24 protein-coding genes are annotated in these 24,444 nt (G+C 72.3%); 9 read left to right on the plus strand and 15 right to left on the minus strand.

The window, feature by feature from the left end:
* Positions 1-42: 42 nt before the first annotated feature.
* Positions 43-2,862 (minus strand): aconitate hydratase, encoded by a 2,820-nt coding sequence (locus BN3788_RS17555; protein ID WP_066588952.1) that lies wholly within the window; start codon positions 2,860-2,862, stop codon positions 43-45.
* Positions 2,863-3,029: 167 nt separating this feature from the next.
* Positions 3,030-3,209: a translation initiation factor 2 gene (locus tag BN3788_RS17560; protein ID WP_066588954.1), complete on the minus strand. Its 180-nt coding sequence runs from the start codon at positions 3,207-3,209 to the stop codon at positions 3,030-3,032.
* A 217-nt stretch (positions 3,210-3,426) separates the two neighbouring features.
* Here BN3788_RS17560 and BN3788_RS17565 point away from each other — a divergent pair, with 217 nt between their 5' ends.
* The gene (locus BN3788_RS17565; protein WP_066588955.1) at positions 3,427-4,347 is read left to right on the plus strand and encodes a DUF4349 domain-containing protein; all 921 of its coding nucleotides are present in this window, start codon (positions 3,427-3,429) and stop codon (positions 4,345-4,347) included.
* A 95-nt stretch (positions 4,348-4,442) separates the two neighbouring features.
* Complete coding sequence (locus tag BN3788_RS17570; protein ID WP_066588956.1) at positions 4,443-6,374, plus strand: glycoside hydrolase family 127 protein; 1,932 nt, start codon at positions 4,443-4,445, stop codon at positions 6,372-6,374.
* Between the two features lie 6 nt (positions 6,375-6,380).
* On the opposite strand, the gene BN3788_RS17575 is transcribed toward BN3788_RS17570, so the two are convergent.
* Positions 6,381-7,076 (minus strand): helix-turn-helix transcriptional regulator, encoded by a 696-nt coding sequence (locus tag BN3788_RS17575; RefSeq protein ID WP_066588958.1) that lies wholly within the window; start codon positions 7,074-7,076, stop codon positions 6,381-6,383.
* A gap of 186 nt (positions 7,077-7,262) precedes the next feature.
* Between BN3788_RS17575 and BN3788_RS17580 the strand changes: the two genes are divergently transcribed.
* The 3 genes from BN3788_RS17580 (at position 7,263) to BN3788_RS17590 (ending at position 10,816) form a co-directional block, all read left to right on the plus strand.
* Complete coding sequence (locus BN3788_RS17580; protein ID WP_066588960.1) at positions 7,263-8,639, plus strand: tryptophanase; 1,377 nt, start codon at positions 7,263-7,265, stop codon at positions 8,637-8,639.
* 110 nt (positions 8,640-8,749) lie between these two features.
* Positions 8,750-10,195, plus strand: coding sequence for an amino acid permease (locus tag BN3788_RS17585; protein WP_082813037.1), 1,446 nt, complete (start codon positions 8,750-8,752; stop codon positions 10,193-10,195).
* A gap of 105 nt (positions 10,196-10,300) precedes the next feature.
* A complete protein-coding gene (locus tag BN3788_RS17590) occupies positions 10,301-10,816 on the plus strand; it encodes a RidA family protein (RefSeq protein WP_066588962.1) in 516 nt (171 codons plus the stop codon).
* A 70-nt stretch (positions 10,817-10,886) separates the two neighbouring features.
* Here BN3788_RS17590 and BN3788_RS17595 read toward each other — a convergent pair whose 3' ends face one another.
* Both BN3788_RS17595 and BN3788_RS17600 read right to left on the minus strand, forming a co-directional pair.
* The gene (locus BN3788_RS17595) at positions 10,887-12,134 is read right to left on the minus strand and encodes a class I SAM-dependent RNA methyltransferase (RefSeq protein ID WP_066588963.1); all 1,248 of its coding nucleotides are present in this window, start codon (positions 12,132-12,134) and stop codon (positions 10,887-10,889) included.
* Between the two features lie 10 nt (positions 12,135-12,144).
* Positions 12,145-14,148 (minus strand): APC family permease, encoded by a 2,004-nt coding sequence (locus BN3788_RS17600; protein WP_066588964.1) that lies wholly within the window; start codon positions 14,146-14,148, stop codon positions 12,145-12,147.
* Between the two features lie 137 nt (positions 14,149-14,285).
* On the opposite strand from BN3788_RS17600, the gene BN3788_RS17605 reads away from it, so the two are divergent.
* Together BN3788_RS17605 and BN3788_RS17610 are read left to right on the plus strand one after the other, a co-directional pair.
* Entirely contained in the window at positions 14,286-14,936 is a 651-nt protein-coding gene (locus tag BN3788_RS17605) for a potassium channel family protein (protein WP_066589712.1), read from the plus strand.
* Positions 14,933-15,607 carry a potassium channel family protein gene (locus BN3788_RS17610; protein WP_066588965.1) on the plus strand — a complete coding sequence of 225 codons (675 nt, stop codon included), beginning with the start codon at positions 14,933-14,935 and terminating at the stop codon, positions 15,605-15,607. The genes BN3788_RS17605 and BN3788_RS17610 overlap by 4 nt, the downstream gene beginning before the upstream one ends.
* On the opposite strand, the gene BN3788_RS17615 is transcribed toward BN3788_RS17610, so the two are convergent.
* The 4 genes from BN3788_RS17615 to dut form a co-directional block, all read right to left on the minus strand.
* Positions 15,540-16,289, minus strand: a complete 750-nt coding sequence (locus BN3788_RS17615) for a DUF3159 domain-containing protein (protein WP_066588966.1) — start codon at positions 16,287-16,289, stop codon at positions 15,540-15,542. The genes BN3788_RS17610 and BN3788_RS17615 overlap by 68 nt on opposite strands.
* Positions 16,282-16,650, minus strand: a complete 369-nt coding sequence (locus BN3788_RS17620; RefSeq protein WP_066588971.1) for an OB-fold nucleic acid binding domain-containing protein — start codon at positions 16,648-16,650, stop codon at positions 16,282-16,284. Before BN3788_RS17620 ends, BN3788_RS17615 begins: the two co-directional genes overlap by 8 nt.
* Complete coding sequence (locus BN3788_RS17625; protein WP_066588973.1) at positions 16,647-17,369, minus strand: DUF3710 domain-containing protein; 723 nt, start codon at positions 17,367-17,369, stop codon at positions 16,647-16,649. Before BN3788_RS17625 ends, BN3788_RS17620 begins: the two co-directional genes overlap by 4 nt.
* Before the next feature lie 93 nt (positions 17,370-17,462).
* The gene (gene dut, locus BN3788_RS17630) at positions 17,463-17,939 is read right to left on the minus strand and encodes a dUTP diphosphatase (protein WP_066588974.1); all 477 of its coding nucleotides are present in this window, start codon (positions 17,937-17,939) and stop codon (positions 17,463-17,465) included.
* Positions 17,940-18,008: 69 nt separating this feature from the next.
* Here dut and BN3788_RS17635 point away from each other — a divergent pair, with 69 nt between their 5' ends.
* Positions 18,009-18,476 carry a DUF3093 domain-containing protein gene (locus BN3788_RS17635; protein WP_066588976.1) on the plus strand — a complete coding sequence of 156 codons (468 nt, stop codon included), beginning with the start codon at positions 18,009-18,011 and terminating at the stop codon, positions 18,474-18,476.
* Positions 18,477-18,601: 125 nt separating this feature from the next.
* On the opposite strand, the gene BN3788_RS17640 is transcribed toward BN3788_RS17635, so the two are convergent.
* From BN3788_RS17640 to BN3788_RS17650, 3 genes are all read right to left on the minus strand, one after another.
* On the minus strand, positions 18,602-18,901 hold the full coding sequence (locus tag BN3788_RS17640) for a DUF4193 domain-containing protein (protein WP_066589715.1): 300 nt from the start codon (positions 18,899-18,901) through the stop codon (positions 18,602-18,604).
* A gap of 160 nt (positions 18,902-19,061) precedes the next feature.
* Positions 19,062-19,922 carry an inositol monophosphatase family protein gene (locus BN3788_RS17645; RefSeq protein ID WP_234346710.1) on the minus strand — a complete coding sequence of 287 codons (861 nt, stop codon included), beginning with the start codon at positions 19,920-19,922 and terminating at the stop codon, positions 19,062-19,064.
* Positions 19,923-19,964: 42 nt separating this feature from the next.
* Positions 19,965-20,603 (minus strand): trimeric intracellular cation channel family protein, encoded by a 639-nt coding sequence (locus tag BN3788_RS17650; RefSeq protein ID WP_066588983.1) that lies wholly within the window; start codon positions 20,601-20,603, stop codon positions 19,965-19,967.
* A 110-nt stretch (positions 20,604-20,713) separates the two neighbouring features.
* Between BN3788_RS17650 and sepH the strand changes: the two genes are divergently transcribed.
* Entirely contained in the window at positions 20,714-21,883 is a 1,170-nt protein-coding gene (gene sepH, locus BN3788_RS17655; RefSeq protein WP_066588986.1) for a septation protein SepH, read from the plus strand.
* A 28-nt stretch (positions 21,884-21,911) separates the two neighbouring features.
* Here the strand turns inward: sepH and BN3788_RS17660 are convergent, their stop codons facing one another.
* The 3 genes from BN3788_RS17660 to BN3788_RS17670 all read right to left on the minus strand — a co-directional run bounded on the left by BN3788_RS17660 (position 21,912) and on the right by BN3788_RS17670 (position 24,433).
* Entirely contained in the window at positions 21,912-22,589 is a 678-nt protein-coding gene (locus tag BN3788_RS17660) for a thymidine kinase (protein WP_066588988.1), read from the minus strand.
* 19 nt (positions 22,590-22,608) lie between these two features.
* Positions 22,609-23,748: an alkaline phosphatase family protein gene (locus BN3788_RS17665; RefSeq protein WP_234346711.1), complete on the minus strand. Its 1,140-nt coding sequence runs from the start codon at positions 23,746-23,748 to the stop codon at positions 22,609-22,611.
* A gap of 109 nt (positions 23,749-23,857) precedes the next feature.
* On the minus strand, positions 23,858-24,433 hold the full coding sequence (locus BN3788_RS17670) for a DUF5998 family protein (protein ID WP_066588991.1): 576 nt from the start codon (positions 24,431-24,433) through the stop codon (positions 23,858-23,860).
* Between the last annotated feature and the right edge of the window lie 11 nt (positions 24,434-24,444).

The following is a 24,444-nucleotide window of genomic DNA, read 5'->3' on the forward strand; positions in this document are numbered from 1 at the left end:
GTGTCCCGCAGCAGCGGGACACCGGCCTCGTCAACAGCCTCGTCAGCTCGCGACGAGTGAGCGCAGCACGTACTGCAAGATGCCGCCGTTGCGGTAGTAGTCCGCCTCGCCGGGGGTGTCGATGCGCAGCACCGCGTCGAACTCGACGACGGAGCCGTCGCCCTTGGTCGCGGTGACCTTGAGCGTGCGGGGCGTGATGCCCTCGTTGAGCCCGGTGACGCCGGCGATGTCGAACGTCTCCGTGCCGTCCAGGCCCAGCGACTCGGCGGTCTCGCCTGCGGGGAACTGCAGCGGCAGCACGCCCATCCCGATGAGGTTGGAGCGGTGGATCCGCTCGAAGCTCTCCGTGATGACGGCCGTGACGCCCAGCAGCGCGGTGCCCTTGGCAGCCCAGTCGCGTGAGGACCCGGAGCCGTACTCCTTGCCGCCCAGGATCACGAGCGGGATGCCCGCGGCGGCGTAGGACTGCGCGGCGTCGTAGATCGTCGTCTGCTCGCCGGTGAGGTGGTCCACGGTGAAGCCGCCCTCGACGCCGGGCACGAGCTGGTTGCGCAGGCGGATGTTCGCGAACGTTCCGCGGATCATCACCTCGTGGTTCCCGCGGCGCGAGCCGTAGGAGTTGAAGTCGCGGCGCTCGATGCCGTGCTCGGCGAGGTACCGGCCCGCGGGGCTGTCGGGCTTGATGGCGCCCGCAGGGCTGATGTGGTCGGTGGTGACTGAGTCGCCCAGCTTCGCGAGCACCCGGGCGCCGGTGACGTCCTGCACCGGGGCGGGCTCGTGGGTCATGCCTTCGAAGTACGGGGGCTTGCGCACGTACGTCGAGTCGGCGTCCCACTCGAAGGTGTCGCCCACCGGCGTGGGCAGGCCCTGCCAGCGCTCGTCGCCCGCGAAGACGTCGGCGTAGTCCTTGGTGAACATGCCGCGGTCGATGGCCTGGTCGATGGTCGCCTGGACCTCCTCCGGGGAGGGCCAGATGTCCGCGAGGAAGACCGGCGTGCCGTCCTCGGAGTGCCCGAGGGCCTCGTTGACGAAGTCGAAGTCCATCGTCCCGGCGAGGGCGTACGCGATGACCAGCGGCGGGGAGGCCAGGTAGTTCATCTTGACGTCGGGGTTGATGCGGCCCTCGAAGTTCCGGTTGCCCGAGAGCACGGAGACGACCGACAGGTCATGCTCGTTGACGGCCTCGGAGACCTCCTCGGGCAGCGGGCCCGAGTTGCCGATACAAGTGGCGCAGCCGTAGCCGACGAGGTGGAAGCCGAGCTTCTCGAGGTAGGGCCAGAGCTGGGCCTTCTCGTAGTAGTCGGTGACGACCTTCGAGCCCGGGGCCATGGACGTCTTGACCCACGGCTTCGCGGACAGGCCCTTCTCGACGGCCTTCTTGGCGACGAGGGCGGCGGCGAGCATCACCGAGGGGTTCGAGGTGTTGGTGCACGACGTGATCGAGGCGATCACGACGGAGCCGTGGTCGATCTCCGTCTGGGTGCCGTCAGCCAGGGTCACCGGGACGCGCTTGTGGGGGCGCGCGGCGGTGTTGTCGTAGGCGACGTGCGTCGGGCGGCCCGAGGCGTCGTCGTGGTCGGCCGCGATGGGGTCGGACGCCGGGAACGTCTCGTCAACGGACTCGTCGAGCGCGGTCAGCGGCGCGACGTACGGCGCCGCCTCGTTCTCGGGGACGTAGTCGAGGATCGTCGTCGCGAAGGACCGCTTGGCCTCCGTCAGCTCGATGCGGTCCTGCGGGCGCTTCGGCCCGGCGATGGACGGGACCACGGTGCCGAGGTCCAGCTCGAGGTACTCGGAGAACACCGGCTCCTGGGCCGGGTCGTGCCACAGGCCCTGCTCCTTGGCGTACGCCTCGACGAGCGCGACCTGCTCGTCGGCGCGGCCGGTGAGGCGCAGGTAGTCGAGGGTGACGTCGTCGATCGGGAAGATCGCGCAGGTGGAGCCGAACTCGGGGCTCATATTGCCGATGGTGGCGCGGTTCGCGAGCGGCACGGCGGCGACGCCGTCGCCGTAGAACTCGACGAACTTGCCGACCACGCCGTGCTCGCGCAGCTGCTGCGTGATGGTCAGGACGATGTCGGTGGCGGTCACACCGGAGGGGATCGAGCCTGAGAGCTTGAAGCCGACGACGCGCGGGATGAGCATCGAGACGGGCTGGCCCAGCATGGCCGCCTCGGCCTCGATGCCGCCGACGCCCCAGCCCAGCACGCCCAGGCCGTTGACCATCGTGGTGTGCGAGTCGGTGCCGACGCAGGTGTCGGGGTACGCGCGCAGCACGCCACCGACCTCGCGGGTCATCACGGTGCGCGCCAGGTACTCGATGTTGACCTGGTGCACGATGCCGGTGCCGGGCGGGACGACCTTGAAGTCGTCGAAGGCCGTCTGGCCCCAGCGCAGGAACTGGTAGCGCTCGAAGTTGCGCTCGTACTCGAACGCGACGTTGCGCTCGAAGGCGTCGGGGCGGCCGGCGACGTCGATCTGCACGGAGTGGTCGATGACCAGCTCGGCGGGCGCCAGGGGGTTGATCCGGCTGGGGTCTCCCCCGAGCTCGGCGACGGCCTCGCGCATGGTGGCCAGGTCGACGATGCACGGGACGCCGGTGAAGTCCTGCATGATCGCGCGGGCGGGCGTGAACTGGATCTCGGTGTCGGGCTGCGCCTGGGGGTCCCAGTCCGCGAGCGCGCGCACGTGGTCGGCGGTGATGTTCGCGCCGTCCTCGGTGCGCAGCAGGTTCTCGGCGAGCACCTTCAGGCTGTACGGCAGGCGCTCGACGCCGGGCACCGCGGCGAGCCGATAGATCTCGTAGGAGGCGTCACCGACCTCGAGGGTGCCTTTCGACCTAAAGCTGTCGACGCTGCTCACTGGGGCTCCTTCGCTGGGCGGTCTTGCGGCGGCTGTGGCCGTTCGCGGTGGTCCTGGGGCTGCCACCAGCCTAGCGGCGGGGCGAGCCCGGATATCTCGACGTCAAGATACATCCTAGCGCCCCGATCTCCGCCCAGCGACACTCCCGCCGGCGCCGCGCCGCAGGCTCAGCGCTGGGCCTCGCGCTCCGCCGCGACCGCCTCCGCCGCCTTGCGCTCCGCCTCGACTGCGCGCTCGTGCGCGCGCTGGTCGTATTCGGGCGTGCCCTGCTTGTGCAGCTCGATCGTGGCAGCCCGGCTCGCCTCGGCCAGCCGACGCGCGGCTGCGCTCTCCCCTGCACCCGTCATCGGTTCCTCTCCCCTCCCGGCCCCCACAGGCCGGCGACATCCCCCTCCCGGCCCCCACAGGCCGGCGACATCCCAGGCTATGACTCCCCCGCCCTGCGCGCGAGGGAGTCGACGAGCCCACGCCGGCGGCACGATCGGATGACGACAGGGTCACGTTCGCGTCACTTCGCCGCCGAGCCCCCGATAGGCGGCCTAGGTTGCCGACATGAGGCCTGACATGCGACGACGCGTCCTGATCACGAGCTCGATGCTGCTGGTCGCCCTGCTCGCCGCATGCTCGGCGAGCGGCGACTCCATGGCAGGGGCCGGCTCCATGGCAGAGGGCGGCTCGGCCGTGACGATGGCACAGGAGCCGGGCGGCGACGGAGACGCCGGAGGGGCCGCCGACGAGTCGCTCGCCCTGGGCTCCGCCGCGAGCGACGCGGCAGCCAGCCGCGAGGTGATCACCCGGGGCGATGTCGCGCTCGCCGTCGACGACCCGCGCGCCGCGACTGCCGCTGTGGTGGCGCTGGTCGAGCGGGACGGTGGGCGGGTGGACGCGCGCTCGGAGAGCGCGGGCACGGACGGGCGGGACGCAGTCGCCTGGCTGACGGTGCGCATCCCGTCGGGCGACATGACGTCGACCTTGACGGCACTGGAGGAGATCGGCGAGGTCCGTCAGGTGGACCTCACCGCCGAGGACGTCACGGGCGACGTCCAGGACCTCGACGCGCGGATCCGCGCGATGCGGCTCTCGGTGGCGCGGATGGAGGAGCTGCTGTCCCGCGCCACGACGAACTCCGACATCATCTCCGCCGAGAGCGCGCTGGCCGAGCGGCAGGCGACGCTCGAGAGCATGCAGACGCAGCGCGCCCGGATCGCCGAGGAGGTCGCGCTGTCCACGCTGACGATCCAGATCTCCACGACGCCGCTGATCGAGGCGGCGCCGCCGTCCACCGGCGGTTTCCTGGGCGGCCTCCAGGCCGGGTGGGGCGCGCTCGTGAGCGTCCTCGGCGGATTGCTGGTGGTGCTCGGCGCCCTGCTCCCCTGGGCCGTGCTGGGCGGGGTCGTCGCGGCCACGGCAGTCGCCGCGGTGCGGCTCACCCGTCGGCGGCGCGCGAGCCCGCCGCCAGCCGAGGACGCCGCCACGAGCGTGTGACCGTCCGGGGCGGGGTGCGCGGCACGCATTGACAACGTTGTAGATGGCGGCGAGGGTACGTCGACGACGTTGTCCCTGGCACGGCAAGGAAGCCCATGCGCACTCCCTCCCCCCACTCCGGCCCGGTGGCCCCGCGCGCCACCGAGCGGCTCGCACAGCGGCCGCTGCCGTCCGGGTCCGTCCGCCTCGACCCCGCTGGCCATCTGGGCGCCTGGCAGCGCCTCAACGCCACGGCGACCCTCCCGCACTGTGTCGAGATGCTGGAGCGCAGCGGCGCCCTCGACAATCTGCGACGCGTCGCAGGCCGCTTCGAGGGCCCCTACGTCGGCTACAACTTCGCCGACTCGGACGTGTACAAGGTGCTCGAGGCGATCGGCTGGGAGATCGGCCGCACGGGCACAACGGAGTGGGACGGCTTCCTGGCCGACACGCTCGAGCTGCTCTGCGCGGCCCAGGACTCCGACGGGTACCTCGACTCGTGGGTGCAGGGGACGCGGCCAGGCGAGCGGTTCGCCGACCTGCGCTGGTCCCATGAGCTGTATTGCGCGGGCCATCTGGTGCAGGCGGCGATCGCACTGCACCGCGGCGCCGGGCGCGAGGACTTCCTCGCCCTCGCGCGCCGCACAGCCGACCTTGTGGTGCGCCGGTTCGGCCCGGACGGCCAGATCGGGGTGTGCGGCCACCCGGAGATCGAGACGGCGCTCGTCGAGCTGTACCGCACCACAGGGCACGGCCCCTACCTCGACCTGGCCCGCAGCATGGTCGACGCGCGCGGTCAGGGCCTGCTCGGACCCGACCGGCTCGGCCCGCACTACTTCCAGGACCACGCCCCCGTGCGCGAGTCGCTCGAGGCGACCGGGCACGCGGTCCGCCAGTTGTACCTCAACGCCGGCGTCACGGACGTCTACACAGAGCAGGGCGACCCGAGCCTGCTGCGCGCCATGCGCGAGCAGTGGGAGTCCGCGCACGAGCAGAAGATGCATGTGACGGGCGCCCTGGGGTCGCGGCACTTCGACGAGTCCTTCGGCGACCCATACGAGCTGCCGCCGGACCGCGCCTACGCCGAGACCTGTGCGGCGATCGCCGATGTGATGTGGGGCCACCGCATGCTCCTCGTCGAGGGCTCCTCGCGCCACGCCGACGCGATCGAGCGCGCCCTGCTCAACGCGGTCGAGGCCGCCGTCGGGCGGGACGGGCGCACGTTCTTCTACTCGAACCCGCTCCACCTGCGCGCCGGGCACCGCGAGGAGGAGAACGCCCCGTCTCGCCGCACCCCCTGGTACAGCTGCGCCTGCTGCCCTCCCAACATCGCCCGGCTGGCCGCGTCGCTGCACACGTACGTGGGCACGTGCGATGACGACACGCTCTACGTGCACCTGCTCACCGCCGCCGAGATCGACCTGCCGGCCCATCTCGGCGAGGGGACGCTGCGCGTCACCACCGACTACCCCGCCAGCGGCAGCGTCCACATCGAGGTCGACGGCCGGCTCCGGGACGGCGCGGCGATCGCCCTGCGGGTCCCCGGGTGGGCGACGCAGTGGCGCCTCGCCGTCGACGCCGCGTCGGTGGAGGCGCCCGACGTCCGCGACGGCTACGCGGTGACGCGCCCGGGCGCAGCGGGCCACCTGAGCGTCGAGCTCGAGCTGGCGATGCCCGCTCGGCTGGTGGCGGCACATCCCCGGGTCGACGCGGTGCGCGGCACGCGGGCCGTGCTGCGCGGCCCCGTCGTCTACTGCGTCGAGCAGGCCGACCACCGCGGCACGGGCTCGATCGAGGACCTCGCGCTACTGCCGGACGCGGAGATCTCCGTGCTCGCCGCCGAGCCGGGCGACCTCCCGACGCTGCGGCTGACGGCACTGGCCAGGCCGGCCTCCCAGGGGCTGTACGCGTCCGCGAGCGCCGACGAGCCCACGGCTCCTGGCCCGGCGTCGCCGGAGGGCGTGCGGGTGGACGTCACGGCGATCCCGTACGCCCGATGGGGCAACCGCGCGCCCGGCCCGATGCGCGTGTGGCTGCCCTTGGCCTGAGGGGCCCTACGCCCCGCCCTCCTCGTTGCCGAGCTCGTTGAGGTAGTTGTAGATCGTGAACCGGGTGACTTGGAGCGCCTGCGCGGCGATCTCCACGCTCTCCTTGAGCAGGAAGAAGCCCCGGTCCTTGAGGTCGCTGACCACGGTGAGCTTGTGCTTCTTCTGCATGAGCTCGACGGGCACCCCGCAGGCGCCGATGGCCTCGGTGAGCAGGTGCTGGGCGAGCTCGTCGATGTCGCGGACGAAGTTCTCCCCCGCGGGCTCGGCAAGCGGCTCGGCGCCCGCGCTGGCGCCGGGGAGCATCGCCTCGGCGATCGCCTTGACGGCCTGCCAGATCATGACGTCGGCGTTGACGCAGAGCGCGGCGACGGGGGTGTCGTTGCTGTCGCGGATGACGATGGTGGTCGAGCGCAGCACGCGGCCGTCGGGCAGGCGCGTCTCGTAGCCGACGGTGGTCGCGAGCGTTCCCTCGGCGGCCTTGCGCAGCAGCATGTCGGTGGAGGGGCTCCCGACGCTGCGGCCCGTGACGTCACCGGCGATGGCGACGATCGAGTTGGGCAACCGGCGCAGGTCGTGCAGGACGACCTCGGCGTCTCCGGGCAGCGTGGCCGCCAGCGGCTCGACGAGGGCCGAGAGCACCGCGAGCACCTGCTCCGCCTCGGGTGTCGAAGGTCCTGCGTCGGGTGCGGTTCGCTTTGTCATCCTCTGACCCTCTCAACTATGTGAAGACCATCATGACACGATGTTGATTAACTCAAATGCCTGTTGAAGTCTTCAAAGGTTGCCGCTACGCTCCCGACATGCGTTGAGGCTCTCAACACACAGTTGAAGTTCTGACGCACCTGGAGCCGGAGCCCCCCGCCCGGCTGCGACATGAGGAGAGGCGCCATGCGGTACATGCCCGAGCCGTTCAAGATCAAGATGGTCGAACCGATCAAGATGACCACCCGCGAGGAGCGGAAGGCCTTCATCCGGGACGCCCACTACAACGCGTTCTCGCTCTCCGCCGAGGACGTTTACATCGACCTCCAGACGGACAGCGGCACGGGCTCCATGAGCGACTCCCAGTGGGGCGCGATCATGCGGGGCGACGAGTCGTACTCCGGCGGCCGCAGCTACTACCGGCTCATCGAGGCCGGCAAGGAGATCTTCGGCTACGACTACATCCAGCCCGTCCACCAGGGCCGTGCCGCCGAGAAGGTCCTCTTCCCGCTGATCGTCACGCCCGGCCAGTACGTCATCTCCAACATGTTCTTCGACACCACGCGGGCCCACGTCGGCCTCGCCGGCGGCCGCGCGATCGACTGCGTGTGCCCCGAGGGCCTCGACTCCGGCGCCTACTTCGACTTCAAGGGCAACATGGACGTGCCCCGCCTGCGGTCGCTCATCGCCGAGCACGGCGCCGAGAACATCGCCGCGATCGTCATGACGATCACCAACAACAGCGTCGGCGGCCAGCCCGTCTCGATGGCCAACATGCGCGAGACCGCCGCGCTGGCCAAGGAGCACGGCATCCTCGTCGTCATCGACGCGGCGCGGTACGCCGAGAACGCGTTCTTCATCAAGGAGCGCGAGGCCGAGTTCGCCGACGCGACGCCGCTGGAGATCACGCGCGAGATGTTCAGCCACGGCGACGTCTTCACCATGAGCGCCAAGAAGGACGCGCTGGTCAACATGGGCGGCATGCTCGCCGTGCGCGAGGACGGACCGCTCGTCGACGCCATCAAGACGCGCGTCATCTCCTTCGAGGGCTACCTCACTTACGGCGGGCTCGCGGGCCGCGACCTCGAGGCCATGACCACTGGCCTCTACGAGGGCCTGGACTACGACTACCTGCGCTACCGCATCGGCCAGATGCAGTACCTCGGGGCACGGCTCGAGGAGGCGGGGATCCCGTTCCAGAACCCCGTCGGCGGCCACGCGGTCTTCATCGACGCCGGCAAGCTCCTCCCGCACATCCCGTACGACGAGTTCCCCGGCCAGGCCCTCACCATCGAGCTGTACATCGAGGCGGGCATCCGCGGCTGCGACATCGGCTCCTACATGATGGACAGGGACCCCGAGACGGGCGAGCAGCAGCGCGCGCCGTTCGAGTTCACCCGGCTGGCCATCCCGCGCCGCGTCTACACCCAGGCCCACCTCGACGTGGTCGCCGACGCCCTCATCGCCATCAGGGACCGCGCCGCCGACATCAAGGGCTACCAGATCACCTGGGAGCCCAAGGTCCTGCGCCACTTCACCTCGCACCTCAAGCCGGTCGACTGACCGCATCCCCCCACCACCGGACACCGGTGGCGGACGAGGGCCGTCGTCACGAGCGCCGGCCCTCGTCCTGGCCTCGGCCGCCTTTCAACGACGAAGGGACCTGAACGATCATGAGCACAGAGGCACGCGAGGGAACGGCGAGCGCCGATCCGTCCGTCGCTCCGACCGGCGGTGAGGATGCCCCCACCACAGAGGGCGGCCTGCGCAGAGGGCTGAAGAACCGCCATATCCAGATGATCGCGCTGGGCGGCGCGATCGGCACCGGGCTGTTCTACGGCTCGGCGTCCAGCATTGGCATGGCCGGCCCGTCCATCACGCTGGCGTACCTGATCGGCGGCGCGGTGATCTTCCTGATCATGCGCGCGCTCGGCGAGATGTCGTGGCACACCCCGGTCTCCGGGGCGTTCAGCCACTACGCCTTCACCAACTGGGGACGCTTCGCCGGGTTCTTCTCCGGCTGGAACTACTGGTTCAACTACATCGCCGTGAGCATGGCCGAGCTGGCCGTGGTGGGGATCTACGTCAACTTCTGGCTCCCCGACGTCCCGACCTGGGTCTCGGCCGCGATCTTCCTGCTGATCGTGACGTGCGTGAACCTCGTCAGCGTCAAGGCCTACGGCGAGTTCGAGTTCTGGTTCGCGATCGTCAAGGTCGTCGCGATCATCGCGATGATCGCCCTCGGCGCCGTGATCGTGTTCTTCGGCGTCGGGCAGACGAGCTCCACCGGGATCTCCAACCTCTGGGAGCACGGCGGCTACTTCCCGAACGGCCTGTGGGGCATGGCCACCGCGCTCGTCGTGGTGATGTTCTCCTTCGGGGGCGTCGAGCTCATCGGCATCACCGCCGGCGAGGCGGAGAACCCGCGCCGCAGCATCCCCAAGGCGATCAACCAGGTCGTCTACCGGATCCTCATCTTCTACGTCGGCGCGATCCTCGTGATGCTCTGCATCTTCCCGTGGGACCAGATCGGCGAGGGCGGCAGCCCGTTCGTCATCATCTTCGACAACATCGGCATCGCGGGTGCCGCGGCGCTGCTCAACGTGGTGGTGCTCACCGCGGCGGTGTCCGCGTACAACAGCGGCCTCTACAGCAACGGGCGCATGCTCTACAGCCTCGCGCAGCAGGGCAACGCCCCGAAGTACCTGGGCAAGCTCAACCGCAACGGCTCCCCGATGGCCGGGGTGCTCACCTCGTCGGCCGTCACGGCCGTGGCCGTGGTCCTCAACTTCCTCGTCCCGGGCAAGGTGTTCCTCTACACGATGGCTGTCGCGCTCATCGCCGGGATCTTCAACTGGACGATGGTGGTCATCACCCAGATGAAGTTCCGCAAGCGCATCGGCGCCGCCGAGGTCGAGAAGCTCGGCTTCAAGATGCCGTTCTACCCGGTGTCGAACTACATCGTGCTGGTGTTCCTGGCGGGGGTGGTCGTCCTCATGGCCTTCCTGCCGGACTTCCGGTACGCGCTGTACGTCGGGCCCATCTGGGTCGGCATCCTGTACGTCGCGTTCCGGTTCAAGACGAGGTCCGAGCGCCGGCCCGCCGCCGTCGAGAGCTGACAGGCCGGGCGGCTCCCGTCAGCGACGCTGCTGGCGGGGGCCGCCCCCACACCCCACACCCGGCGGACGTCGTCCACGACCGCCGCCGCACCCCCAGGAGCACCCATGCGCACCACCACACCGCCCGCCGAGCCCGACGCGAGCGCCACCCACTCGGCCCGGCTCGCCCACCCCGGCCTGGCCCTCCCGGTCGTCGCCTCGCCAGTCGCCGCCTACGAGCCCGCAGTCCGCTCCGGGTCCTGGATCTGGACGTCAGGCCAACTGCCCCTGGTCGACGGCCAGCTGCAGGCCCGCGGCAAGGTGGGCGACACGCCAGGCTGCGTCACGCCCGAGGCCGCCACGCTGCTCGCCCGGCCGGCGGCCCTCCACGCGATCGCCGCCGCGGCGGCGCAAGCCGGCGGCCTCGACCGCATCCGGCGCGTCGTGAAGCTCGTGGGCTTCGTGGCGAGCGACCCGGCCTTCACCGGCCAGCCCGCCGTGGTCAACGGCGCCAGCGACGTGCTCCACGCCGTCTTCGGGGCCGCCGGCGCTCATGCGCGCGGCGCGGTGGGCGGCGCGGCGCTCCCCCTCGACGCGCCCGTCGAGATCGAGCTCGTCGTCGAGCTCGAGGCGGGCGCGTAACCGACAGAGGCTGCCCGAGCCGGGCGGGAGGACGGGGGCGACCCCGTCCTCCCGCTGACGGCGGCGATGGCTACCGCGTCAGGACCGCCACGGCCTCGACGTGGTGCGTCATCGGGAACAGGTCGAACGCGCGCAACCCGTCGAGCTGGTACCCGTGCTCGGCGAAGTACGCCAGGTCGCGGGCCAGCGCCGCGGGGTCGCAGGCGACGTAGACGACGCGCTCGGGCCGCAGCCCGGCGATCGCCTCGACGACCTTGCGCCCGGCGCCGACGCGCGGCGGGTCCAGCACGACCGCGTCGGCGTGCACGATGCTGCCCTCGGCGTCCTCGAGCATGACCCGCGCCACGTCGCCGGCGTGCAGCTCCACGTTGGACTTGTCGTGCAGGTTGCGCCGCGCGTCGCGCAGCGCCTGCGCGTCGCCCTCGACGGCCACGACCGCGCCGGTGGGACCGACGGCGTCGGACAGCGGAGCCGTGAACAGCCCGGCGCCCGCGTACAGGTCCAGCACCGTCCAGCCGTCGACGTCGCCCAGGCCGTCGAGCACCGCCTGCGCGAGCAGCACCGGGGCCTCGCGGTGCACCTGCCAGAACCCGGACGCCGCCACGCGGTACGTGTAGTCCTTCCCGGCGACATGCACGTTCTCGCGGACCGAGGTGCGCGCGTTCGGGCGCGCGTCGACGCGGCCGCGGCGCAGGTCGAAGGGCTCGCCGTCGACGAGCACCACAGGGGTGTCGCCGCCCGCGGGGGCGACGACCTCGATGCGGGACCCGGCCTTCCAGGTCCGCTCGAACAGCCCCAGCTCGGCGATCGCCTCATTCGCCAGCGGCATCGAGTCCAGCGCGTGCACGTCATGCGAGCGAAAGCCCGACATGCCGGCGCGCCCGCTGCCGTCCGCCACCAGGTCCATGCGCGTGCGCCAGCCCAGGCCGCCGCGCTCGTCGTCGCCGGGGGCGGCCTCGACCTCCACCTCGCGCTCCAGGTGCGCGAGCCGCTGCAGCTGCTCGGCCAGCACCGCCGCCTTCCAGGCCCGCTGGCCGGCCAGCGACACGTGCGCCAGCTCGCCGCCGCCCACACCGCCCGGTCCCGCCTCGGGCCACGCCGACGGCACGCGGTCCGCGGAGGCCACCAGGACCTCGACGGCGTCGGCCCGCCAGAACGACGCGGTCTCCCCCGTCTCCGTCAGGCGCGCGCGCACCCGCTCGCCGGGCAGCGTGTGCCGGACGAAGACGACCCGGCCCCCGCGGCCGTCCGCGTCGGCCCCGATCCGCGCGACGCAGTGGCCGCCATGGGCCACCGGCCCGATCTCGAGCTCGACCATGTCGCCGACGTCAGTAACCACGCGTCACCGTTCCTCGCACTGTGTCCTCCATGCCTGTCTGTCCGTGAGTGGAGGCCAGCTGCCACGGCACGGACGCCACGACGACGCCAGGTGTGAACAGCAGCCTTCCCTTGAGCCGCAGCGCGCTCTGGTTGTGCAGCAGCTGCTCCCACCAGTGTCCGACGACGTACTCGGGGATGTAGACCACCACGATGTCTCGTGGGCTCTCCCGACGGATCGATCGGACGTACGTGAGCACGGGCCGGGTGATCTCGCGGAAGGGCGAGTCGAGCACCTTCAGCGGCACCGGTAGGTCCAGAGCCTCCCATGTCTCGCGCAGCCGTGCGACATCCTCGGCGTCCACCCCCACCGTCACGGCCTCCAGCACCTGCGGCCGCGCGGCCCGCGCGTAGGCGATCGCGCGCATCGCGGGCCGGTGCAGCTGGGACACCAGGACGATGGCGTGCACGCGGCTGGGCAGGGCGCGAGCCTCGTCAGCGTCGTCGCCCAGGGCGAGCTCGGCGCGCACCCGGTCGTAGTGCGCCCGGATGCCGCGCATCAGCACGAACACCACGCCCATCGCCAGGATCGCAATCCAGGCGCCATGGGTGAACTTCGTCACCAACACGATCACCAGCACCGTGGACGTCATGGCCAGGCCCACCCCGTTGACGACCCGCGAGCGCCGCATCCGGCGGCGGGCCGCCGGATCGGCGGCGGTGCGCAGCTCGCGCGTCCAGTGCTTGACCATGCCGAGCTGGCTCAGGGTGAAGGAGACGAACACCCCGACGATGTAGAGCTGGATGAGCCGGGTGACCTGGGCGTCGAAGGCCCAGATCAGGGCGGCGGCGGCCGCGGCGAGGGTGAGGATGCCGTTGGAGAACGCGAGCCGGTCCCCGCGGGTGTGCAGCTGGCGGGGCAGGTAGCCGTCCCGCGCGAGGATCGAGCCCAGCACCGGGAACCCGTTGAACGCCGTGTTGGCGGCGAGCACCAGGATGAGCCCTGTGACGACGGAGACGCCGATGAACAGCGCGGGCACGCCATCGAAGACGGTCTCGGCGAGCTGGCCGATCACGGGGTGCTGCACGTACTCCTCGCCGACGGGCACGCCGTCGCGCAGCAACTGGGTCGTGGGGTCCTCGACGTAGTGCACCCCGGTGGCGCGGGCGAGCAGCAGGATCGACAGCAGCGACGCGCCGGAGATGCCGCCGAGCAGGGCGAGCGTGGTGGCGGCGTTCTTCGACTTGGGCTTGCGGAACGCGGGCACGCCGTTGCTGATGGCCTCGACGCCGGTGAGGGCGGCCGACCCGGAGGCGAAGGCCCGCAGCACCAAGAACACCCCCGCGATGCCCATCAGGCCCTGGTCGAGGTCGGACTGCGGGACGATCTCCAGGGCCGAGCTCGCGGCCTGCGGCAGGTTGCCGCTGAGGTACCGCACCAGCCCGGTGACGGCGATGCCGCCGATGGCGAGCATGTACAAGTACACGGGGACGGCGAACGCCCGCCCGGACTCCTTCACGCCGCGCAGGTTCGCGATGGTCAGCAGCGTCACCAGCCCCACCGCGAACGTCGCCTCATGGCCGCGCAGCTCGGGCAGCGCCGACGCGGCGTACTGCGCGCCGGCGGAGATGGACACGGCGACGGTGAGCACGTAGTCCACGAGCAGGGCGCTGGCGACCGTGAGCCCGGCACGTGGCCCCAGGTTGACGGTGGCGACCTCGTAGTCACCGCCGCCCGACGGGTACGCGTGCACGTTCTGCCGGTAGGACGCGATGACGGTCAGCATGACCACCACCACGGCCACGCCCACCCACGGCGAGATGACCGTGGCGGCCAGGCCCGCCGCGGCGAGGGTCAGGAGCACCTCGTCAGGCGCGTAGGCGACGGAGGAGAGGGCGTCCGAGGCGAAGACCGGGAGTGCGATCCGCTTCGGGAGGAGGGTATGGCCAAGCCGGTCGCTGCGGACGGGTCGTCCGAGCACCAGGCGTTTGGCGGCATCCGCGATGTCCGACACGGGAGCCCATGCTAGGCCTGTCGGCTTCCCGGCGTGGACCGTCCTGTCCTGCCACCTGCCATGCGGATCCCACCGCCGGGGACGGCGGCGCCCACGTCGCCGGGGGTATAGCGTGGCCGGTTGTGCACTTCGTGATCATGGGCTGCGGCCGGGTCGGCGCGACCCTCGCCCAGTCGCTCGAGAACCGCGGCCACTCCGTCGCCGTCATCGACCAGAACCCCGACGCGTTCCGACGCCTCGAGGCCGACTTCGGGGGCAAGAAGGTCACCGGCCTCGGCTTCGACCGCGACACGCTCACCCAGGCGGGCATCGACGACGCCTACGGCTTCGCGGCGGTGTCGGACGGCGACAACTCCAACATCCTCGCCGCCCGCGTGGTGCGCGAGACGTACGGCGTCGGCACCGTCGTGGCGCGCATCTACGACCCGCACCGCGCCGAGATCTACCAGCGCCTCGGCATCCCCACCGTGGCGACTGTGCGGTGGACGTCCGACCAGGTGCTGCGCCGGCTGCTGCCCATGGGCGCCACCAGCGAGTACCACGACGCGTCGGGCCAGATCGTGCTCGCCGAGGTCGACGTGCACCCCGGCTGGGTCGGCCGGCCGGTGCGGAGCCTGGAGCTGCTCAGCGGGGCCCGCGTCGCCTACCTGACCCGCTACGGCGACGGCATGCTGCCCACCGACGACAGCGTGCTCCAGGAGGACGACACGGTGCACGTGCTCGCACGCGCCGACGACCTCGCCGACGTGGAGCGCACCCTCACCACCGCCCCCCAGGAGACAGCATGAGGGTCGTCATCGCCGGAGCCGGCTCCGTGGGCCGCTCGATCGCCCGCGAGCTCCTGGGGCACGGCCACGAGGTCACCCTGGTGGACCGCCAGCCCTCCGCGATGCGGGTCGCGCAGGTCTCCGAGGCGGACTGGCTGCTCGCCGACGCGTGCGAGCTGTCCACGCTCACCGAGGCGAAGGTCGACGAGTGCGACGTGGTGGTCGCCGCCACCGGCGACGACAAGGCCAACCTGGTCATCTCGCTGCTCGCCAAGACGGAGTACGGCGTCCCGCGCACGGTCGCCCGGGTGAACAACCCGAAGAACGAGTGGATGTTCGACGAGGCGTGGGGCGTGGACGTCGCCGTCTCGACCCCGCGCATCATGACGGCGATGGTCGAGGAGGCCGTGGCCGTCGGGGACCTGGTCCGGATCTTCACGTTCCACCAGTCGGGCGCCGGCATCCTGGGCCTCACCCTGCCCGCCGACTCCCCGCTGGTCGGCAGCCGCGTCGGTCAGGTCGTGTGGCCCACCGACACCGTGCTGGCGTGCATCGTGCGCGACGACCGGCCCATCACCCCGAGCCCGGACGACACCATCGAGGGCCGCGACGAGCTGCTCTTCGTCACGAGCCGGGATGCGGACGAGCAGGAGCTGGAGCGGATCCTGAACCGCGGACCAGGAGCCAGCTGAACCACAGCACGAGCGCCGTCAGCGGGATGCCCATCGCGAGCTTCGCGGTGCCCAGCCATGCCACCTGCCCGGCGAGGTAGAGCGGCACCTGCACGGCGAGCCGGGCGGCGAACATGGCCACCCAGGCCCACGTCGCCCAGGTGTACCGCCGGCGCAGGGCGCGATCGGAGCGCCAGGCCCCGACCTTCGACCACGCGCCGCCGCCCAGTGGCCCGTCGGAGCTCAGCAGGCCCACCACGACTCCGACCACGGGCCAGCCCGCGACCACCGAGGCGAGGCACCCGACGAAGTACACGACGTTGGTCAGGATCCCGTACACGAAGTAGTCCTCGGCCTGGCCGGAGCGCCACGCCCAGAACACGCCGATGCCGACGCCGAGCAGCCCCGAGAACGCCTGGGTGGCGGGGGTGCGCTGCAGCAGCCGCGCCAGCACCGCGACGACAGCGGCCCCGCCCGCGGCCACCAGCGCCGGGGTGAGCTCCTGCCCCGCCACGAGGTAGACCACGACGAACAGCAGGCCGGGCGCCACGGACTCGATGAGGCCGCGCACCCCTCCCACCGCCTCGGAGAGCGAGAACTGCTCGGCGGTGATCACACGCAGCCCGCGCGCGCCGCCCTCCTCGGGCTGGGCCACATCGTCGAGCGCGGCGACCTCGTCGTCCGGCTCCCGTGGCTCACTCACCGGACAGCGGCCGCAACTCGTAGCGGGGGTTGTAGATCGTCGGGCGGCCCTCGAGGGAGCACACCAGGCCCTCGGCCCGCAGCCGGCGCCCGGGCTCCACTCCGCCGATGGACCGCCGGCCCAGCCACACGAGGTCGACGGTGCCGCTGCCGTCGTAGAGCTCGGCCTCCAGCGCGGGCACGCCCTCGCGGGGCCGGAGGGTCACGGAGCGCAGCACCCCGGAGACGCTGGCACGGCGCCGGTCGGCCACCGACGCCACTGGGACGCACCCGCTGGAGCGCAGGGCGTGCTCGCGCTCCTCATCCGCCTCGACCTGCTCCTGCGAGGCGACAGCCTTGTGCAGGGCATCGCGAAGGCTCATCGGATCTCCGTGATCTCGGGCCCGCGCTTCGGCGGCTCGAACTTCTGCGCCTCCGGCGCGGGGACCACGTTCTGGTCCTGGCCGGGCAGGCGCAGCGCGAGCAGGTCGCGCGGGGGCCGGGCCTCGTCGCCGCGCACGACGACGATGTCGGCGAACACCTGCTCGAGGGTCTGTGCCGCCTCGGGGTCGACGGCGGCCTTGCCGGTGAGGACCCCGCGCAGGAACCAGCGCGGCCCGTCCCAGCCGATGAACCGGGCCGGGCGGTGCCCGGTGCGGCCCTCGGCGGTGCGGACGGGCAGCCGGGCCAGCAACTCGCGGCCGAACGGCCCGGGCAGGTCGTCGGCCGAGCCGCCCTGCTTGGTCACGGACTCGGCGATCTCCTCGCGGATCTCATCCCAGATGCCCTCGGTGCGCGGCGCGGCGAAGGCCTGCACCTGCAGCGAGGAGCCGTCCAGGTTGACCTGCGCGGCGGAGACCACGGACGTCGACTTGTCGATCTCCATCCGCAGCTCCATGCCGGGCACGCCCGGCAGCAGGATCGCGCCAAGGTCGACGCGCGGACCGGACTCTGGCGCCTCGGCGGCGTCCCAGGGGCCCCGCTCACGGTCAGTCGCGCTGGTGTCGTCCACGTCGCTCGAGGCGTCCGGGGCCGCCGTCACGTCGTCGGTCACCGCATCCTCGGTGTCGCTCGAACGTGCGTCACGCCGGAAAAGGCCCACCGGAACTTCCCTTCTCATCTGAGGCCACCAGAGGCCTCCACCTCGACACTAATCCGCTCGGGGCGTCCGACCTAGCGTCCGCCGCGCGGCATGTCACACGGAGGGGGCAGCCGCCGCGAGCCATCCGCCGCTCGAGCCGAATCCGCCCTCGCCACGGTCGGAGCCAGGCAGTCGCTCGACCTCGACGAAACGGGCCCGCTCGACGCGCTGGATCACGAGCTGCGCGATGCGGTCGCCGCGCCGCAGCTCGACCGGCTCGCTGACGTCGGTGTTCAGCAGGGTCACGGCGATCTCGCCGCGGTATCCGGCGTCCACTGTCCCCGGCGCGTTGACGATCGTCAGACCGTGCCGGGCGGCGAGGCCCGAGCGCGGGTGCACGAATGCCGCGTAGCCGTCGGGCAGGGCGATCGCGACCCCGGTGGGGACCGTGACCCGGCCCTGCGGGGGAATGGTCACGTCCTCGCGGGTCACGAGGTCGGCGCCCGCGTCGCCCGGGTGCGCGTAGGCGGGCGCGGGCAGGGCGTCGTCGAGCCGGAGCAGGAGGACCTCGAGGGGGGTGTCAGCCGTCACGGTGGCAGACCCTACCGCCCCCGCCTCGGACCGGGACGCCGCGCCGCGTGGGGATGGGATGCTGGTCGCATGCACGACGACGTCTCCCGCCCTGTCCGCAGCGCCTACTCCGAGAGGGTGCTGCCCGGGCCCCTCGGCTGGCTCCTCACCGTGGCCGCCGGTGGCGTGATGGCCGCCGTCTTCTACCCGGTGAGCACCACCCTCGCCGTCGTGGCGGGCGTGGCGACCTTCGCCGCCGCCGTGGTGTTCGCCCTGCGGACCTCTCCCCTGGTGCTGGTCACCGACGACGAGCTGAGGGTGGGCGACGCGCACATCCCCCTCGCGCTGCTCACCGCGCCGCGGCCGCTGGACCGCGAGCAGACCCGCCACGAGACGGGCCAGGGCTACGACCCCCGGGCGCACGTCGTGCTGCGGGCGTGGGCGGGCACGGCCGTGCGGGTCGAGGTCGACGACCCGCTCGACCCGACGCCCTACTGGCTCATCTCGACCCGGCGGCCCGCGCAGCTCGCTGCGGCGATCGGCTCTGCCGGCCGCTGAGCCGGGGCACGTCCGCGGGCATGCGGAAGGCCGGCAGGGCCGGGTTGACCCCGGGCCTGCCGGCCTTCGCGCATCAAGCGCCTGTCAGGCGCTGCGGGGCGCTGTCGAGGCGCGCCGAGCAGAGGTCAGGCAGCGCACTCCGAGCAGACGGGCTGGCCGTTCTTCTCGAACGCCAGCTGGCTGCGGTGGTGCACGAGGAAGCAGCGCGTGCACGTGAACTCGTCCGCCTGCCGCGGGAGCACGCGCACCGAGAGCTCTTCTGAGGAGAGGTCGGCGCCCGGGAGCTCGAAACCTTCCGCAGCCTCGGTCTCGTCCTCATCCACCACGCCCGAGTTCTTGTCGGAGCGCCGAGCCTGGAGCTCCTGCAGCGAGTCTTCGCTGAGGTCCTCCTCGGTCTTGCGCGGGGCGTCGTAGTCGGTTGCCATGAGCTGGGTCACACTCCGTGTCGTCGGCGGATCGTCCTATGCGGGCTCAATGCGTCAGCCTCGACGTTTGTTCCCGTAGCGCTGCGGATTCTGCACTATTTCTCTGGGCTGTGCACACACGGACAAATGACCAACTTCGGACAGTTGGTGGAAGACGCTTTCATAAGTCACTCGCGGCGCCGAGCCGTTCCAAGATCTCCACAAGCTCCGCCACCGTCCCCGCCGGCCCGGCCACTGTCATCTCGGCGCCCGCCTTTCGCCCGTCCAGGCCGGTCAACACGGCCCCCGCCTCCTCCGCGACCAGCCCGCCCGCAGCCAGGTCCCACGGGTTGAGACCACGCTCGTAGTACAGGTCCAGACCACCGGAGGCGATCGAGCAGAGGTCCAACGCGGCGGACCCGATGCGACGAATATCACGCACCTGAGGAAGGACTTCTGCGACGATACGCGCCTGTGCGCGGCGCCGCTGGGCGACGTATCCGAATCCCGTGCCGAGCAACGACGTCGCCAGGTCGGGCGCCGCATTGATCCGCAGCTGCCGCCCGTCGAGGCGCGCGCCCAGGCCCCGGCCCGCCGTGTAGGTGCGCCCGTCCGCGACCGAGTGCACACAGCCGGCCACCGCGGTCCACTCCTGCGGGTCGGGCTCCCCCGCGACCACCGCCACCGAGATCGCGTACGCGGGGATGCCGTAGAGGTAGTTCACCGTGCCGTCGATGGGGTCCAGGACCCACGTCAGCCCCGTCGAGCCCGGGACGTAGCCCTCCTCCTCGCCCAGGACGCCATCGCCCGGCCGGTGCTCGGCGAGCATCTCGCGCAGCATCGCCTCGGACGCGAGGTCCATCTCGGTGACGACGTCGATCGGGCTAGACTTCGTGGCCGCGACGTCCACCCGATCAGGCCGGCCGTCGTGGACGAGCCGGCCGGCGGCCCGCGCCAGCTTCTCCGCGAAGGCGACGAGCTCTTGGGTCAGTGCGGCGTCAGGCAGCGCTGCGTCAGGCAGGGCATCCGGTGTCGTGTTCACCCGTCCATCGTGCCCGACGGGGCCCGTAGGCCGCGCCGCGGCTCACACGGCCCTGCGGAAGCCCTCCCACGGCCCGGGCGCGTTGAGGTGGAAGCGCATCGCCAGCAGCCGCAGCACGAAGACCACGGCGACCACGAGCGCCGCGGTGACGCTCGTGAGCACTCCCGTCCCCCAGAGGACAGCCGTCGAGGCGGCGCCCACGAGCGCGGGGACCGCGTACAGCTCGCGATGATGGAGCACGGCGGGGACCTCGGCGGTCAGCAGGTCGCGCAGCACGCCGCCCCCGACGCCCGTGATCGTCCCCACGAAGACGGCGGCGACCACGCCCACGTCGAACTGCAGCCCCTTGACGGTCCCGACGACGGCGAACAGCGCGAGGGCTCCCGCGTCGAGCACCGCGATCGTGCGCCGCGCGCGGACCAGTCGCGGATGGAAGAAGTACATCGCCACGCCGCCGGCGAGCGCGGTGACGATGAACCGCCAATCCGCGATCGCGACCGGGGGGATGGCGCCGATGAGGACGTCGCGCATCAGGCCGCCGCCAAGGCCCGCGGCCCAGGCGAGGACGAGCACCCCGAACAGGTCGAATCTCTTGCGAACGGCGGCGAGGCCTCCGGAGAGCGCGCCCACGAAGATCCCGACCAGCTCCATGACAGGCTCGAAGGGCAGCTCGGGCAGCATGCGACGATCATCGCAGGGCGCAGGGCGTCCGCCGCGCGGCGCACCGGGCAGCTTGCCGCCGAACGGGCGACATCGGTGGGAGGCTCTTCCCTGAGCTACAGGGAGGTCTTATGGGTGAGCTCGAGCTGGTGGGCCTGCACGACGACGGCGAGCACCTGGTGCTCGCCACGTCCGACGGGCAGCGCTTCCGCCTGCGCATCGACGAGCCGTTGCGCGCCGCCGTGCGCCGCGATCGGCCACAGCTCGAGCAGCTGCGCTCCACGCAGGCCGGAGCCCTGACCCCACGCGAGATCCAGCGGAGCATCCGCGCCGGGCGCACCGCCCAGGAGGTCGCGGACGAGGCGGGCCTCCCGGTGGAGCACGTGCGGCGCTACGAGGGCCCGGTGCTGGCCGAGCGCGCGTTCATCGCCGACCAGGCGCGAGCCACCCGGGTCGGCCGCGACGCGGGCGCGCCGGAGCTCGGGGACCTCGTCACCGACCGGCTCGCCGCGCGGGGCGTCGCCCTGGCCACGCTGGCCTGGGACGCGCACCGCGACCAGTCCGGCCCGTGGGTCGTGGTCGCCCGCTTCACCGTGGGCGACGGCCCCCGTGAGGCCCGGTGGACGTTCGACCCGGCCAAGCGCGTGGTCCAGGCCGACGAGGACGAGGCGCGCTGGCTCTCCGAGACGGAGATCGCCGACGAGCCCATCGCCCGACGCCACCTGGCCGCCGTGCGCGACGTCGTCTTCGACGTCGAGGCCGACGGCACGCTGCGCCCGGCGGCGGGCGCCGCTGCCGAGCCCGAGCCCGAGGACAAGACCGCCGCGCTGCTCGACGACCTCAGCTCCCGACGCGGAGTGCGCCAGCAACTCGACCTCGAGGACGACGAGGAGGAGTGGGAGGGCTTCGGCCCGCCGCACGCCTTCGACTTCGAGGCGAGCGTGCCCGGCGCGCACCCGGTGGACGCCGAGCCGGCCGCCGAGGCCAAGGTGCTGGCCCCCGTGCCGGTCCCCGCCGGCGACGTGCCCGCACTGCCCGCGCTCACCTCCGGCGCGGCCGGACAGGAGCGCTCTGCCCGCCCGGGCCGGTCCGCTGGGACGCCGGCGGCCGAGCGCGCCTCGAGCGCGACCTCCTCGGAGCGCGACGCGCACCCCGCCGGCAGCCGTCGAACGACCCCCGAGGCGCCGCCGGCCGCCCTCGCGCAGGACGATGCGCCAGTGGCTGAGCGGCCGAGGGCGCGCAAGGGCCGCGCCAAGGTCCCGAGCTGGGACGAGATCGTCTTCGGGGCCAAGCCGGAGTAGGCGCCCGTCGCAGGCCCTCGGCCGCAGGTCAGCTGGCTGAGGGCTCAGACGGCTCCGGGAGCATCCCCAGCGTCTGGGGCGAGGGCGCCGCCGCCTGCGCGGTGCGCGCCGTCTGCCGCCGCACATGGTGCCGCCGGCAGAGCACCTCGTAGCCCACCTCGTCAGCCTCGGGCGCCGCGTCGACATCGCCGACCACGACCTGCTCCCCCTCGACGACCATGACGCCGCCCACCGTCCGGGCGTTGTGCGTGGCCCGGGCGCCGCACCAGCACAGCGCCTGCACCTGCAGCACCTCGACCCGGTCGGCCATCGCGAGCAACCGGGCGGACCCGGGGAACAGCCTGGCGCGGAAGTCGGTGGCGATGCCAAACGCGAACACGTCCGCGCCGAGGTCGTCCACCACCCGGGCCAGCTGGTCGACCTGCTCGGCCGTGTAGAACTGGGCCTCGTCGCAGATGAGGTAGTCCACCGCCCGGCCGCGGGTCCGCCGCTCGACGACCTCGGCCCAGAAGTCGGTGGCCGGGCTCACCTCCTGCGCCGGGACGCTGAGCCCCAGGCGCGAGGACAGGCGGGCCTCGCCCGAGCGGTCGTGCGACGTGAACAGCAGGCCGTCACGGCCACGCGCGGCGTGGTTGTGGTGCATCTGCAACGCCAGCGTCGATTTGCCGGAGTCCATCGTGCCTGAGAAGAAGGCCAGCTCAGCCATGCGGGTGGTCCTCCGGTGATCAGGCGTGGACGGCCAGGAACGGCACGGACATCTCCATGGGCGTGAGCGAGCCGTGCACCCCCACCAGGTCCATCGATCCCTGGCTCTGGGTGCGCGAGTCCACCACAGTGGCCCGTCCGCGCATCGCGACCACGACGTCCCCGATGAGGGGCCGCACGTGCTCGGCGACGGGCCCGAACCAGCCCGCCTCGACCGCGTGGTCGCCGAGCGTCACGAACGCCGCGTCGCCGAGGGTCTCGCGCCAGCGCAGCGCCACGGCCTCGGCCCGCTCCCGGGCGTCGGCGCCGGGCTCCACGTGCACGTGCACCGCACGGGGCTCGCCGGCGACGAGCTGCACGCCGTCTGCGAGCGCCGGCGTCTTCGCGACGTCCCAGCGGCGCGAGCGGTCCACGTCCACCATCCCGTGGTCCGCCGTGACGATCAGCGAGGTGCCGGTGGGCAGCGAGCGGGCCAGCCGCCCGAGCTCGCGGTCCAATGCCGAGAGCGCGTCGCCCCACTGCCGCGAGCCCCAGCCGTGGTGGTGGCCGACCTTGTCGACGTCACCCCAGTACAGGTACACGAGGGCCGGGCCCATGAGCTCGAAGAGTGCCACGTCGACCCGGTCGGCGAGCGGCTCGGCCGCCCGGTAGGAGCCGCCGCGCAGAGCGGCCTCGGTGAGGCCCGAGCCGGCGAACCGGGCGGGTCCCACGCTGGTGACGGGCACGCCCGCTGCCGTGACGCGCTCGAAGACTGTCGTCTCGCGCTGCCATTCGCGCGCGGGGCCGGCGCCGTCCCAGGAGACGAGGTTGGCGAGCGACCCGGTGCGCGGGTTGCGGGCGGTGTAGCCGACCAGCCCGGTGCGCCCGGGCGCCGCGCCCGTGCCGAACGAGCCGAGCGACGCGGCGGTGGTCGACGGGTAGCCGACGCTCAACGGCGCGGAGTCGGCGAGCAGCGAGCGCAGGAACGGGGCGTGCCCGGCGCGCTCGGCGAGGTTGTGCTGCCCGAGGCCGTCGACCAGCACGACGCATGCGCGCTGCTGGCGGGGCAGGCCGAGGCGGGCGCGCGCCTGGGCGCCGCCGGGCACGTCCGGCACGCCGAGGGCGTCCGCCACGGCCGGCAGCACGCCTCCGAGGTAGCGGCCGGCGTAGTCGGGGACCACGAGGCCCGCGTCCGCGAGCTCGCCGTCAGTCGGCGGGGCCAGTGCCGGACGAGCTCGCCGTCAGTCGGCGGGGCCAGTGCCGGACGGGCGGGGGTCAGGGGGTCGGTGCTCATCGTCCGCGAGCACTCGCGGCGGAGAGCTGACGGGCGAAAGACGCGGCGGCCCGCACGGCGTCCTGTCCCTCGGCGACGGCGCTGACCCGCACCACGACGTCATCGGGCGTCAGGGTTCCGGTCAGGCCGTGGTCGGCGTCGCAGTTCGGGTCGGCGCAGGACGCGGGCTCGAGGTCCACGCGCGAGACGGCGCCCCATCCGACGGCGAGCGTGAGCTCGGCTGCGAGATCGCCGGCGCGGTGCTGCTCGGGGCTCGCCATGACGTGCGTGAGGGCCACCGAGCGGAGCTCGGCGAGCGGCACGGACTCCGTGGTGGCGGCCGCGCTGGCGGACGGGTTCTCGCTGTCGGCGGGATGGGCGTCGACGTGCGCGACGACCAGCCGCGTCGGGGGGAGCACCAGGACGGTCACGTGGCGGCGCACCTCGGCGGCGTCGAAGGTCGTCTCTGGGTGGACCAGGTGGGCGACGACCGGCTCGTCGGCGACAGCGATGTCGAGGACGTCGGCGACCAGCTCGGGGTAGTAGCCCGCCCGGTGGAGGTCCTGGCGGAGGTCGGTGAAAGCAGGGGGCACCCGACCATCCT

This window comes from Cellulomonas timonensis (genome assembly GCF_900046455.1).
Classification (GTDB): Bacteria; Actinomycetota; Actinomycetes; order Actinomycetales; family Cellulomonadaceae; genus Cellulomonas_A; species Cellulomonas_A timonensis.